At 41.4% G+C, this 12,430-nt stretch carries 14 protein-coding genes and 1 pseudogene; 8 read left to right on the top strand and 7 right to left on the bottom strand.

The annotated features are described in order from the left end of the window. Positions 1-68 precede the first annotated feature (68 nt). Genes EQY75_RS08205 through EQY75_RS08185 form a run of 5 tightly spaced genes read left to right on the top strand, consistent with a single transcriptional unit; the run spans position 69 to position 3,200 of the window. Positions 69-524: a DUF4442 domain-containing protein gene (locus tag EQY75_RS08205; protein ID WP_129604776.1), complete on the top strand. Its 456-nt coding sequence runs from the start codon at positions 69-71 to the stop codon at positions 522-524. 29 nt (positions 525-553) lie between these two features. Further along, the gene (locus EQY75_RS08200) at positions 554-1,051 is read left to right on the top strand and encodes a DUF6141 family protein (RefSeq protein ID WP_129604774.1); all 498 of its coding nucleotides are present in this window, start codon (positions 554-556) and stop codon (positions 1,049-1,051) included. Between the two features lie 48 nt (positions 1,052-1,099). Continuing rightward, the gene (locus tag EQY75_RS08195; protein ID WP_129604771.1) at positions 1,100-1,900 is read left to right on the top strand and encodes a TIGR00266 family protein; all 801 of its coding nucleotides are present in this window, start codon (positions 1,100-1,102) and stop codon (positions 1,898-1,900) included. A 43-nt stretch (positions 1,901-1,943) separates the two neighbouring features. Then, positions 1,944-2,597 carry a DUF2461 domain-containing protein gene (locus EQY75_RS08190; protein WP_129607049.1) on the top strand — a complete coding sequence of 218 codons (654 nt, stop codon included), beginning with the start codon at positions 1,944-1,946 and terminating at the stop codon, positions 2,595-2,597. Positions 2,598-2,618: 21 nt separating this feature from the next. After that, positions 2,619-3,200 carry an NUDIX domain-containing protein gene (locus EQY75_RS08185; protein ID WP_129604769.1) on the top strand — a complete coding sequence of 194 codons (582 nt, stop codon included), beginning with the start codon at positions 2,619-2,621 and terminating at the stop codon, positions 3,198-3,200. Between the two features lie 6 nt (positions 3,201-3,206). Here EQY75_RS08185 and EQY75_RS08180 read toward each other — a convergent pair whose 3' ends face one another. Then, complete coding sequence (locus EQY75_RS08180) at positions 3,207-4,499, bottom strand: D-alanyl-D-alanine carboxypeptidase (protein ID WP_129604765.1); 1,293 nt, start codon at positions 4,497-4,499, stop codon at positions 3,207-3,209. Between the two features lie 126 nt (positions 4,500-4,625). Between EQY75_RS08180 and EQY75_RS14230 the strand changes: the two are divergent. Continuing rightward, positions 4,626-4,822, top strand: a pseudogene (locus EQY75_RS14230) (hypothetical protein). A 46-nt stretch (positions 4,823-4,868) separates the two neighbouring features. Here the strand turns inward: EQY75_RS14230 and EQY75_RS08170 are convergent. Continuing rightward, positions 4,869-5,807: a LysR substrate-binding domain-containing protein gene (locus tag EQY75_RS08170; protein ID WP_129604763.1), complete on the bottom strand. Its 939-nt coding sequence runs from the start codon at positions 5,805-5,807 to the stop codon at positions 4,869-4,871. A 96-nt stretch (positions 5,808-5,903) separates the two neighbouring features. Between EQY75_RS08170 and EQY75_RS08165 the strand changes: the two genes are divergently transcribed. Then, positions 5,904-6,383 (top strand): Dps family protein, encoded by a 480-nt coding sequence (locus EQY75_RS08165; RefSeq protein WP_129604761.1) that lies wholly within the window; start codon positions 5,904-5,906, stop codon positions 6,381-6,383. Between the two features lie 31 nt (positions 6,384-6,414). On the opposite strand, the gene EQY75_RS08160 is transcribed toward EQY75_RS08165, so the two are convergent. Together EQY75_RS08160 and EQY75_RS08155 are read right to left on the bottom strand one after the other, a co-directional pair. Continuing rightward, on the bottom strand, positions 6,415-6,840 hold the full coding sequence (locus EQY75_RS08160) for a DUF2141 domain-containing protein (protein WP_129604759.1): 426 nt from the start codon (positions 6,838-6,840) through the stop codon (positions 6,415-6,417). A 97-nt stretch (positions 6,841-6,937) separates the two neighbouring features. Next, positions 6,938-8,230 carry an MFS transporter gene (locus tag EQY75_RS08155; RefSeq protein WP_129607047.1) on the bottom strand — a complete coding sequence of 431 codons (1,293 nt, stop codon included), beginning with the start codon at positions 8,228-8,230 and terminating at the stop codon, positions 6,938-6,940. A 445-nt stretch (positions 8,231-8,675) separates the two neighbouring features. Here EQY75_RS08155 and EQY75_RS08150 point away from each other — a divergent pair, with 445 nt between their 5' ends. Next, positions 8,676-10,370 carry a PorP/SprF family type IX secretion system membrane protein gene (locus EQY75_RS08150; protein WP_129604755.1) on the top strand — a complete coding sequence of 565 codons (1,695 nt, stop codon included), beginning with the start codon at positions 8,676-8,678 and terminating at the stop codon, positions 10,368-10,370. A gap of 268 nt (positions 10,371-10,638) precedes the next feature. Here the strand turns inward: EQY75_RS08150 and EQY75_RS14225 are convergent, their stop codons facing one another. The 3 genes from EQY75_RS14225 to EQY75_RS08135 form a co-directional block, all read right to left on the bottom strand. Continuing rightward, the gene (locus EQY75_RS14225; RefSeq protein WP_246019834.1) at positions 10,639-10,818 is read right to left on the bottom strand and encodes a hypothetical protein; all 180 of its coding nucleotides are present in this window, start codon (positions 10,816-10,818) and stop codon (positions 10,639-10,641) included. A gap of 119 nt (positions 10,819-10,937) precedes the next feature. Then, positions 10,938-11,708 carry a hypothetical protein gene (locus EQY75_RS08140; RefSeq protein WP_129604753.1) on the bottom strand — a complete coding sequence of 257 codons (771 nt, stop codon included), beginning with the start codon at positions 11,706-11,708 and terminating at the stop codon, positions 10,938-10,940. Positions 11,709-11,751: 43 nt separating this feature from the next. Then, positions 11,752-12,264, bottom strand: coding sequence for an ester cyclase (locus tag EQY75_RS08135; RefSeq protein ID WP_129604750.1), 513 nt, complete (start codon positions 12,262-12,264; stop codon positions 11,752-11,754). Positions 12,265-12,430 lie beyond the last annotated feature (166 nt).

The raw sequence follows: 12,430 nt of genomic DNA, 5'->3' as shown, positions 1-12,430 counted from the left end.
AATTAACATAATATTAACAAATCAAATCTCGTCGAATTGTCTTAATTTTAGGGCTTAAATCCTTATTTATGGCTGCTTCAGCAAGTAAATTCAATACTTTTCTTTTTTTTAAATTACCCGCCGCCTGGTGGACAGGTGTACGTCTGAGGGAGCTCAACAAGGAGAAGGCCGTGGTGACAGTCACTCATAGGTGGATCAATCAGAACCCATTCAAATCGATGTTCTGGGCAGTACAGGGGATGGCGGCTGAACTGAGTACCGGAGCCATGGTTATGGATCACATTCAGGAAAGCGGAAAAAAGGTATCCATGCTGGTCGCCAATAACAAAGCTACATTCAGTAAAAAGGCGACCGGAAAAATTACCTTTAGTTGTGAGGATGGATATAAAATCGGTCAGGCCCTGCAAAAGGCCATAGAAACAGGGGAGGGGCAGACTTGTTGGATGACATCCACCGGAGTGAACGAGCAGGGGATAGTGGTTTCTGTCTTCGATTTTGAATGGACCCTGAAAGTAAAATCATAAACCCATCTGCCTTGAATAATACTACACGAATGGTCCAAAATCAAGAAGTCCTCTTTAAAGAAGAGCAGCGTTTTTCTCAATGGCTTATATGGATAATTGTACTTCTATGCCTTTCTATTCCAACCTACGGGATCATTCAGCAAATTATCCTAAAAAAACCCTTCGGCGATAACCCCATGCCAGATTTCGCTCTGATCATTTTATTCTTCGGGATGCTCCTGCTCTGTTTGTTATTAGGATTGATGAAATTACGAACCCTCATCACGCGGGAACATATCCATATCAGATTTATTCCCCTGGCGAATAAAAGGATTACGTGGAGGGAAATAAAGGAAGCTAATATCGTAAAGTACAGTCCGATGATAGGGTATGGACTGAGAATTTGGACACCATACGGTACCGTTTACAACGTAAAAGGCACAAAAGGCTTAGCGCTCATTCTGAAGAATGGAAAGAAGGTGATGGTAGGAACGCAGCGCTTTCGGGAAATGGAAGAGATAGCACAAAGGATGATGAAAAAAGTGTAACATCAAGGCTGCAAACACTACTAACAAGACAAAAGAAAAACCAACAATATGAATTCACACGAAATAGACTACCACATCTTCGGGGAAGAGATGCAGTATGTAGAAATAGAGCTCGATCCCCAGGAAGCAGTAGTAGCTGAAGCAGGAAGTTTTATGATGATGGATACCGACCTGCAGATGGACACCATCTTTGGCGACGGTTCTAATCAGAACAAAGGAGTTCTCGGAAGTTTGCTATCCGCAGGAAAACGAATACTCACGGGAGAAGGGCTCTTTATGACCTCCTTCCTCAATATCTCCGGAAATAAACGGAGGGTGAGTTTTGCATCGCCTTATCCGGGTAAAATCTTAGCTATAGATCTCTCTGAAAAGCAAGGGAAGTTTATTTGTCAGAAAGATGCATTTTTATGCGCAGCCAAAGGTGTTTCGGTTGGAATTGAATTTTCTAAGCGCCTGGGACGCGGACTTTTCGGCGGGGAAGGATTTATCATGCAGAAGTTGGAAGGAGATGGAATGGCTTTTGTCCACGCCGGCGGAACCCTTGCAAAAAAAGAATTAGGTCCGGGTGAAATCATCAAGGTAGATACCGGCTGCATCGTCGGATTTACCAAGGACGTAGACTACGATGTTGAATTTGTTGGTGGAATCAAAAACACCCTCTTTGGCGGGGAAGGCCTGTTTTTTGCGACACTTCGCGGACCCGGTACGGTCTACGTTCAGTCTTTACCCTTCAGCAGGCTGGCTAAAAGAGTTTGGGCTTCTGCTCCCAAGGGCGGAGGAAAGGACAAAGGAGAAGGAAGCATTTTAGGCGGACTGGGAGATATTCTCGACGGGGACAACCGGTTTTAATTCGGATACTCCATTAGACAATTTATAAAGCTTGCAGCACATTATCGATTTTAAGGCATTACTGGAGTTCCTCCGTGAATTGGATCAGAATAACTCTAAAGAATGGATGGACAAGCATCGCAAAACCTACCATCGGCATAGAGATTCCTTTATCCATTGGCTCAACCAACTCAATATCCGCCTGGGACAAGTCGATCCTGATTACTATCCGACATCTGGAAAAACAGCGATCAACAGGATCAATAATAACCTGATGTTTCACCCGAATAAACCTGTGTATAAAGACCACTTTGGGGCAGGATTGGACAAAGCCCCGAACTCCGGTGATTTCTACATACAAATTGGCATAAGACAATCCCTCCTGGCCGGGGGACTTTGGAGGCCGGAGCCTAAAAGACTTAGAAGTGTAAGAGAAGCAATAGATTACAATGGTGAAGCATTTATGGAGATCTTAGACAAGCCTTCGTTTAAAAAGCTTTTCGGGTCACTTTATGAGGATGAAAAACTGCTTACTGCTCCGAAAGGGTATTCAAAAGACCATCCCTACATAGATTTACTAAGAAATAAGACCTTTGCCGTTGAACATCAGTTGACAGAAGACATCATAACTGATCCTGACTTTGATGAATATATTGTTGTAGTGTATCAAGAAATGATTCCCTTCAGACGATATCTCAACAAGGCAATTACGGTTTAATTAAAGAATAAACAAGGCATCTTGAAAAAAGGTAAAATCAAAAATGTAAAAAAGGAAATCCTTTCGGATCAATGGTATACTTTATACCGGTATACCTATGACTACCAAAAAGAAGATGGAAGCTGGGAAACGCAAAGGCGGGAGGCCTATGACAGGGGTAATGGGGCAGCTATTTTACTCTATCAGGCTGATGAGAAGAAGGTGATACTTACCCGACAATTCCGTATGCCCACCTACATTAATGCCAACCCAACCGGAATGATGGTCGAGGTTTGTGCCGGGATGCTCGATCAACAAGATCCGGAAAAATGTATAATAAGAGAAGTAGAAGAAGAGACCGGATATAGGGTTCAACAAGTCAAGAAGGTATTTGAAGCCTATATGTCGCCCGGAGCTGTAACTGAAGTACTACACTTTTTTATTGCACCTTATGATTCTTCCATGAAGGTAAATAAAGGCGGAGGTGTAGCCCATGAGACCGAAAATATCGAAGTATTGGAAGTTGATTTTGCAATAGCCCTGGAAATGATAAATTCTGGTGTGATCAAAGACGCCAAGACCATAATGCTCCTGCAATATGCCGAGCTCCATGATTTGTTATAATTCCGGTCAATAAGAATCCCGCATAGCTTCAAGTATGACCTCTATCCTTGGTTTTAGTTGAGAGCTACTTTCCATAAAATGGTTGTTCATAAAGCTAAATAGGAGAAATCTACCTGAAGAGGTGATCATATATCCGCTGAGACAATACGTATTTCCCAAAGTCCCGCTTTTGGCAAAAACATATGGGCCCCCTGTAGTTCCATACCAATCTTCGAGGGTTCCCTCTTTGCCTCCTGCCGGAAAAATAGTCAAAATGCGATCCGTCCCGAACTCCTTATAGAGTTTCTCCAGTACATGTATCATGGAGGCTGGAGTAAATAAATTATATCTCGAAAGCCCTGAGCCATCAACCCACCTGGGATGATCTTCAAGTTCTGACAGATAAGTATCTAAAACAAAATCTCTGGCTAGCCTGGAAGATAGCGTATCTGTTAGTGCCGCCGAAGATGTCAACAGTAATTGTTCCGCTATAAAATTATCGCTTTCTTCCATGAGTTGCTTATACAGACTATCTGCAGGTGTATTTCCATACAACAGCGTTTTCTTTCCCTCCGGAAATTGTTCTTTTATGGTGATGGGTTTTTTAATTGCGATCTCCAGAAGATCAGCCGTGAGTTTAATACCGGTTTTAAAAGGCACTGTAAGACTGTCCCGGCCGCCAGGGTTAAAGTAGAAGGTGTTCTTATGCTCCAATCTTCTGCCGGGCAAAGCAACAGTACTGATGCTGTCTGTGAAATATTCGGGGACAACTTCAGGTTCACTGTGTCGGATGTAAGTAAGAACATTGCCATACAGCGGAAGTGAAGATCGTTCAGGGGAAAATGCGCTGTCAAAATCTTCCCAGGCCCAGCCGGGACCGAATCTTCCTTCGGGAAAATTCGCAGGAACATACACTAAGTTTTGGAAGGATTGAAGGAATTGTACAATGCTGCTGTCGTTAAATGCGGGATGTAAACTCCCCGGATACCCCGTTCCCTGAAAATATACCGTGTCTTTCAGGGCATAATATCGCAGCGAAGGAATAGAGTCTCCAAGGATTTTTAATGCTGTGTAGAGGGTAAATATTTTAGTGTTGCTTGCCGGTGTAAAGAACTTGTGGGCGTTTAATGCCATAAGGGTGTCCTGCGATTCAGGAGCGTATACCATAAAGCCGGTAAAATGATTATCGAAGCCATTGAGATTTAACCTTTCCGTCAGATTTTTTTCAATTTTTCTATTTTTCAGGGAAGAGCAAGCTGTTAACATACAGGCTATCAATAAGATATGAATTGCCTTAAAGTGAGTTTTAGAGACTTTCATTTATCGAGGTATAGTGTCGTTCATCGATTAATTGGTGAAATTATCTAATTATTAACCATCCGGGTACAATATCGAACCCCTTTTTTTGTTAATTTCGTTTAAACAGTCTAACTAAAATACGCACGTATGGCTAGAGCTATGTTGGAGTATTACAAAACGGTACTCCAAAAAGTTAGTTTCGATGCAAAGTTATTCAGCAAGGAACTAAAAAAGCAATTTCAAAGCTATTACCCTATGAAATTGAAGAACTGAAACACTGGTTAATGGGATTTATAACCGACAAACCAGAGCTAAGAGAAAGTTTAATTTATATAAAAGCATAAAAAAAGCTGCCTTTACGGCAGCTTTTTTATTGTTCTTGCTCCAACATCAATTCTGCGAAAGCGGACTGATGATCTTTACATCCTGAAATTTTATTGCCCCTCTAATCACTGAGGCAATCACCTCTCTCAGCGCATTAGTGATGTGAAGTTTTAATTCTTTCTTATGGTAAATCAGACTAATTTCACGAGCCGGTGACGGATCCTGAAAATATTTCAGATTTGATTTCTTTTTTTCATCTAGATCAATTGCATTTAGATAAGGCAGCAGCGTCATTCCCAATCCTTCGTTGGCCAGATTCACCAGGGTTTCAAAACTCCCGCTCTGTAATTGAAAGTGATCCTCGAAATTTTTTGATGCTTTGCACAAATTTACCACCCCTTCCCGAAAACAATGACCGTCCTCCAAAAGCAAAATATCGCGTATATCCAGTAATTCCGGATTTAGCTTTTCCTCTTTGCGCAATCGGTGACTCTCGGGTACATACCCCACAAAAGGTTCGTAATACAATGGGCGCTCGGTGATAAATTCGATATCCAAGGGTGTTGCCGCAATTCCCGCATCCAGATGACCATCCTGTAAATTTCGTATAAGGCTTTCTGTATTTTGTTCCCGAATGATTAGGTTCACCTTTGGGTACTTGTTGATGAATGTTTTCAAAAACATGGGTAAAAGGGTGGGCATTACTGTAGGGATAATACCCAGGGTGTATTCACCTCCGATAAACCCCTTTTCCTGATCTACAATGTCCTTAATTCGTTTTGCCTCATTCACAATATTCTTGGCCTGTGCCACGATTTTCTTACCTGCCTCAGTAATGGAAATAGGTTTTTTACTACGGTCAAAAATTCTGACATCCAATTCGTCCTCCAGCTTCTGAACCTGCATACTTAAGGTAGGCTGGGTAACAAAACTCTTCTCAGCTGCCAAGGTAAAATTTTGATATTCGGCCACAGCCAAAACATACTGTAATTGCGTAATCGTCATAGTATAGTGTTACGCAATAAATTTATAAAAACTATCGATAAAACTTATGAGTTAGAGCAATATTTATTTGATAAATTTATGCCTAAATAAATGATAATGAAATTAAACAGTATAGGACTGGATGCAAAACAGTCGCGCGAACTAGGAAAGGAACTCAATATTTTATTGGCTAATTTCCAAAGATATTACATGAACCTTAGAGGCATTCACTGGAATATCAAGGGAAAGAGGTTCTTCGATCTTCATGTAAAGTTTGAAGAACTTTACGATGATGCCAACTTAAAAGTAGACATGGTGGCTGAAAGGATCCTTACGCTGGGAGAAGTTCCACTACATACCTTTGAAGACTATATAGAGACTTCTAAAGTGCCTTTGGGGAAAAACGTTACGGTTGATGAAAAGGCAATTCGTCTGATCGTAGATTCTCTGAAAGAGCTTCTTAAGATTGAACGACGTATACTTGACGCTTCTGATGAAGCTAATGATGAAGGGACCAACTCTATGATGAGTGATTTTATCACAGAGCAAGAAAAGACGGTCTGGATGATGAAAGCCTGGCTGGCAGAGGAAATATAAAAAAAGCCCACCGAAGTGGGCTTTTTTTTGCTTAAAATCTTATCCTTAATTCCTGATCTTGGCCAGTAACCTCAAATTTTGCAGCCTCAAAGGTTGGTGGCCCCATGTGCATATCCTTGCCAGACATGCCGTAACTCTCAACGGGCATTCCATTACTGTCAAAATCCATTTGGTTGTTGCCATTCAGATCGTGCATGACCATAATGGCATAGGTCCCTGGTTCCACTCCTTCGAAGCTCATGATAAGAGCACCTTTCTTACCTTCAGCTACAACAAAGTCAATGCCTTGACTCTGCATAAATGTTTCAGCAGTGTGCAGGGCGGCGTAGACTTGTCCTCCGTCTGTCAGGACATTTTCAATGGTGACTACAATATCAGCACCAGCATCCTCCTGGGAAAAGCAGAGCTGAGAAAAAAGTGTAAATACGAAAACTAAGACTAATAATAGATGGTTCATAATTCTGGTTTTTTAATTAATACACTTCAAAAGTGTGCATATTCTCTTCACCGATTAAAAAACATCTACCGAGTTGTACAAAGTCCTTACTGAATTGTCAATCTGAATCCTTTAAGGTCATGTTGACAGCCACATCTTTGTCTTCAACTATCAGGCAAAGCAATCCGGCTATTATCATAGCTACTCCTCCTATGATCAGGGCATAAATGGATACATTTCCAAAGAAAGTCTTTAACAGGAAACCTAATATTCCTGCAGCAACGATTTGAGGAATAACAATAAAGAAATTAAAGACGCCCATATAATACCCCATTTTCTTGGCAGGAAGAATACTGGAGAGCATCGCATAGGGCATGGAAAGAATACTTGCCCAGGCAATCCCTACTCCAATCATAGCTACAAGCAACATATTCGGATCAGTGATAAAGTAAATAGACAGTAAACTAAATCCCCCGCAAACCAAAGCTAGCAAGTGTGTAATACGCCTGCTTACCTTCTTGGCTATAACGGGTAGCAGAAATGCCACCAGTGCTGCGATTCCATTATAGATCGCAAAGCAAATTCCCACCCAATTTGCTCCTTCATTGTACAAGGCCGAACTGGTGTCGGATGTTCCATAGACATGACTGGTTACTGCTGAGGTGGTATAAATCCACATGGCAAATAAAGAGAACCAGGAGAAAAATTGCACAAAAGCTAGTTGTACCATGGTCCTTGGCATTTTAAAAATACCAACGAATGACTCCGCTAGTCCGCCAAAAATACCTTTACTGGCATTTTCTGCCTTTAGTTGTTCAATATCATCAGGGGGATATTCTTTTGTGTTGAACACGGTCCACATAACTGCGGAAAAGTAGGCGATACCACCTATGTAAAATGACCATTTTACTGAATCCGGGATACCCCCTTCAGGAGAAATATTGCTAATACCAAACCAATTTGTGAAGACCCACGGCAAAGCAGAAGCAATTATGGCGCCGAGGCCAATAAAAAAGCTCTGCATGGCAAAGCCGCTGGTGCGTTGTTCGTTAGGCAGCATATCTCCCACAAATGCCCTGAATGGTTCCATACTTATATTAATGGAAGCATCAAGGAGCCACAACATGATTACAGCCATCCAAAGGGCCGTGGAATTGGGCATGAGAAACAGTGCCAGGGTTGCCAGTATCGCACCGACAGCAAAAAAGGGCCTTCTTCTTCCCCACTTTCTGTGCCAGGTACGGTCACTGTAATATCCAATAATAGGTTGAACTAATAAACCGGTAACCGGAGCAGCAAGCCAGAGGATGGGAAGTTCATCTTTTGAGGCACCCAGGGTTTCGAATATTCTGCTGACATTGGCATTTTGCAAGGCAAACCCAAATTGGATCCCTAAAAAACCAAAGCTCATATTCCAGATTTGCCAAAAAGACATACGTGGTTTTAGAGAACTGATAGAGATATTTTCCATTGTTTAACTATAAAATTTGACAGTCATGCTAAATGTATGCCTTTTTAGCCTAAAAATGTCAATGTCCCTGTTTCAGGGCGTTCACAAAGACCTATGAAAAAATAACAGGGGTATTTCAAGAAAAATTTTGTCCTTCTTTCGACGAGTAACCTCTTTCTTTAACATTTAGACAGTCATTCGTCGAATTATTGATCAATGGCCTGCATTTGACCGAAAAAAGTTGCCTAGTTATCGACTGTTCTTCAACTTAGTAATCCAAATCTTACGAAAATTTTAACCTATGTACTAATTATTACTCCTTCTTAATTTTAGTTTTTTATTCTTGGCTAAAGGTGTTCCCACCTTGTGAAAGGAGCTTTGATTTAGTGCAGATAATACTTGTGCCATGTTCTGCAATAATCTATCTATTTTCAAGGATTCTGTTAGTGTTGTCCATTTTAGGTTTTGGGCATTGATTATGTTGAGTCTTTCATTTTCGGGACACCTTTTTAGCCAGGAAGAAACTCCTTACGTTTCCTATAACGTACCTTTTCAAAACCTCTTAAAATTTAATCGATTTTTGATCAACCCTACATTTTCGACGGTACGGGAAGACAAGTCATATATCAATTTCTTTCACCGAAGTCAGTCTGCTTACTTCCAGGATAACTTTCAGAATTACTTTCTGAGTTACAGCGGGAGGATAAACGACCGTACGGGACTTGGTATAAGTGTTTACAACCAGCAGGAAGGACTGGTCTCCAATATAGGCCTGCTCACCAATTATGCCTACGGAGTGAGACTATCACCAAAGAGTAATCTTACTTTTGGCTTTAACATTCCCTATTACCGCAGCAGCTTTGATGAAAGCAGGGCGGTAACCAATGAGGACGATCCGCTCTTGGCCTCCTTTAGTGAAAATTCTATCATCGCATTCCAACCGGGACTCAATATTTCGTTTGGAAGTTTTGATGTTGGGGTATTTGCCGAAAACCTTTTTGATTTTAATCTTAAATCAGGAGAGGCGCTTACCACCTTTGGTGAGAAATCTTTTTCAGCTCACCTGCAGTACACTCGAAACTTTGAATACGCCGGAGGTGTATTTGCAGATGGAAGGATTATGCCCATAGCACGTTTGAGAAAAGTAGGGGAAGAGGAACTGGTCTTTGGCGGGGGTGTTATCCTCGACTTACCCAAAGTTGGTTGGCTTCAAGCGGGATACGATAGTTTTTACGGTGGTTCGGCCGGCGCCGGATTTAACATCAATAAAAGACTTTCACTCGGCTATAATTTTGAAAAAGGTTTTTCCCAGGATATCGAAAACTTTGGGATTACACACGAAATATCGGTAGCCTATAATTTTATTCCTAAGCTTACTGAAGATATGGTTCAGCAGGATACTCAGGAAGAAAAAGCGACCGATTGGCTCGATAGGAAGCGCAGGATCAAGAAAAATAAGAATCCTCTCTATTTGGAAATCGATAAATTACGCAAGCTCAATAGGACCAACTACGCTGTGATCAATGAGTTGATTTATAAGGTAGACTCCTTGGAAACTCATATCAATTCGGAAATGGAACGTCGTTTTGAATTGGCTGTCCGAAATACCAGAAGAGAGCTCGATGAGATGAAGGATGCGATGGGTTATGAGAAGCCTGCCCTGGTGGCGCAGAATGACACTAATTCCGGTCCGGTTAGACTTACCGAATCGGTCAGAATGCAAATGGATAGAAACCTCGACTCCCTTAAACGACTAAGTCAGATGTCCCTGATCCCAAATCAAAAAGTTGATGAAACTATTTTATTGGAGAACCTCGTAGGCGTACCTGAAGGTCACTATGTAATCGCCAATGTCTTCGAAACTCAGGAGTATCTGGAATTGTTCCTTGCAGAGCTCGAGAAAAAGGGAATTGAAGCCGGGTATTTTACTAATCCCATCAATGGCCTCAATTATGTTTACCTGGCTCATTATGAAGACAATAATGAAGACCTGGAAGAGATTAAGACGGATTTCCGTTCCAAATACGGCAATGAATTATGGATTATGAGCGTACAAAAAGCTTCTAACTCCAGAATGGCGACTTTAAACTTCGACGATTGAAATTAGATATAGGAACACTTCAGATAAGCGAGTTATCTTTTCCGGAGTGATTGCGCAAAGAAGCCTCAGACGGGGGTAATATCCTTACCCCTTTTATTAACAATCTCAATGATCCAGTAGATCAGCTGGCCTATGCCATTGGCGAATATGAACAATAGTATCCATACCAGCAGCATATTATTCTCCCGGAGATTCGGATTGTTGGCCGCGTGAACGATATAAAACACAAGGCTGCCAAACGAAATCAGGACGGCAATCAGAATAAAGATTAAGAACCCCCCAGGTTTCCTAAAATCATAGAAGCTGATACATTGTTTGGATTACTGTGGAGATCATCCATGTTGCCAAAGAGGAAAAAAAGGAAAATAAAATAGGCGATCATACCCAGGAAGAGCATGGCAATAGGTCCTATCGCAAACAGGGCTTGCCAGAATTTGTTGTGTAACATAGTTTTAATTGAAAAGGTTGATGCTAAAGTTAGGAGTTTTTCTTTAGCTGAACAATGTAGAAAGACCCGAAAATAACCGGGTCTTTCTGATAGGTTGGCTAGTTGAGAGTTTAGCTGAATTAATTCATAGGCGCATAGGCCATATCGGGTCTCATTTGCCCCGTGAATTCTTCGTAACTGAGTAGATTATTGAATAAATCCCACATGATTTTGCCTCCGTCTTCCCCAATAAGCTCGTCATTGGCCATGGCTTTTTGCGCGTAATCAAGCTGGTCCTTTGCCGCTACGGCTACCATATAAAATTCACCCCTTGTGCCAAATCCACTGCGATACACGCGGTAATACATTTGAGATCCTTTACTTGCAAACATATCCCTTACTGCCTTCATTTTCTCCTTTATAAGCGCGCGGTTCGCCGGAGCAACATAGAGATAGTGGAATTTTCGGTAATCCTGACCTTCCGGGGTTTGGTTGATGCCCTGGGGTTGATAAGAAAGACTAGGATCTAAGGTTATGATATAATCGTGTTCGACATCATAACACTTGTCCATTCGATTAAATAAGGCACTCATCGCCTCTTTTCCCATTTTCTCTGAAAGGGTTGAAAATAGGGGTTTGTCCAGGTCCGCCATATTTTCGATCGGACTTACATAGATGTAGCGATTGTCTGAGATACTTGCCGTGATAAACCTGGCTTCCTGAATGTTGTGCTTTTTCAAATGGCCGACCAACTCTTTACAGGTGTCTTCATATTCAGCAGTCATACCCAGTTTTACTACATCTTCGTGCACTGCGAAGGACTGATTGGCATTGGATTCCTGGGCCAGTATGGAACCTGGCAGGATCGCAAGGAGTGCAAGGAGGATCAAATTTTCTAATTTTGTTTTCATAATTACTTCGATTAGGTTTATAAATGGATTGACATGATAATACTTACTTTAAATTTGGCGGGTTTAAGGTAAAGCCCAATTGCTGCAGTAGATATAATTCATTGTAATAGGTATTTTCCTTGATCATCTTTCCCTGACCGTTAAAAGTCATCATAGTCACTCCCCTCACCGTAGCTTTTTTCCCGGTTGGAATAAATTCGGCAAATACTCCGGTATTTGTTCCCTCAAAAGTCCATTCGAGGGCCACTTTCCCATCCTTTTCAATTAAATTGGTAATGTTGATCCGAAGGTTGGGAAATGCCTTTATGAAATTCTGAATATAAGCCTCGAGTTCAATACTGCCGTTTGCCACCTCCAGACCATTGAGGTTTCTAACAAATCCTTCTCCCGTGATCCGGTTCAGGGCTGAGAAATCTCCTTTATTCCAGCATGAATCGACATAAATCGTGACCACCTCCTTTAAATGGGACGACTTATCGGGCTTTTCCTTTTCTACCATTTCACAAGCGGTCATCGCCAATACAAACAGCAGTACAAAGGGAGTAGCACATTTCATTCTTCTCAATTTCCATTTCAGATTAGGTGCTTGTCGCCAAATCAGAATAGAATAAAATCAATTTATAGGACTATTTTCCGGTACTCTGGACGAACGCCCCAATAAAGTGTCCGAATACTAAACTTTTTTTACCCTCTGCAGCCTATCCGAATATTTTGTATCTTTC

Source organism: Muriicola soli (assembly GCF_004139715.1).
Lineage (GTDB): Bacteria > Bacteroidota > Bacteroidia > Flavobacteriales > Flavobacteriaceae > Muriicola > Muriicola soli.
This window is presented reverse-complemented; position numbering and strand designations above follow the sequence as displayed.

What these genes read in the sequence shown, in the direction of transcription:
- EQY75_RS08205 (WP_129604776.1), top strand. Translation starts at nt 69, where the DNA reads ATGGCTGCTTCAGCAAGTAAATTCAATACTTTTCTTTTTTTTAAATTA.
- EQY75_RS08200 (WP_129604774.1), top strand. Translation starts at nt 554, where the DNA reads ATGGTCCAAAATCAAGAAGTCCTCTTTAAAGAAGAGCAGCGTTTTTCT.
- EQY75_RS08195 (WP_129604771.1), top strand. Translation starts at nt 1,100, where the DNA reads ATGAATTCACACGAAATAGACTACCACATCTTCGGGGAAGAGATGCAG.
- EQY75_RS08180 (WP_129604765.1), bottom strand. Translation starts at nt 4,499, where the DNA reads ATGAAAGTCTCTAAAACTCACTTTAAGGCAATTCATATCTTATTGATA.
- EQY75_RS08170 (WP_129604763.1), bottom strand. Translation starts at nt 5,807, where the DNA reads ATGACGATTACGCAATTACAGTATGTTTTGGCTGTGGCCGAATATCAA.
- EQY75_RS08165 (WP_129604761.1), top strand. Translation starts at nt 5,904, where the DNA reads ATGAAATTAAACAGTATAGGACTGGATGCAAAACAGTCGCGCGAACTA.
- EQY75_RS08160 (WP_129604759.1), bottom strand. Translation starts at nt 6,840, where the DNA reads ATGAACCATCTATTATTAGTCTTAGTTTTCGTATTTACACTTTTTTCT.
- EQY75_RS08155 (WP_129607047.1), bottom strand. Translation starts at nt 8,230, where the DNA reads ATGAGCTTTGGTTTTTTAGGGATCCAATTTGGGTTTGCCTTGCAAAAT.
- EQY75_RS08150 (WP_129604755.1), top strand. Translation starts at nt 8,676, where the DNA reads ATGTTCTGCAATAATCTATCTATTTTCAAGGATTCTGTTAGTGTTGTC.
- EQY75_RS14225 (WP_246019834.1), bottom strand. Translation starts at nt 10,818, where the DNA reads ATGTTACACAACAAATTCTGGCAAGCCCTGTTTGCGATAGGACCTATT.
- EQY75_RS08140 (WP_129604753.1), bottom strand. Translation starts at nt 11,708, where the DNA reads ATGAAAACAAAATTAGAAAATTTGATCCTCCTTGCACTCCTTGCGATC.
- EQY75_RS08135 (WP_129604750.1), bottom strand. Translation starts at nt 12,264, where the DNA reads ATGAAATGTGCTACTCCCTTTGTACTGCTGTTTGTATTGGCGATGACC.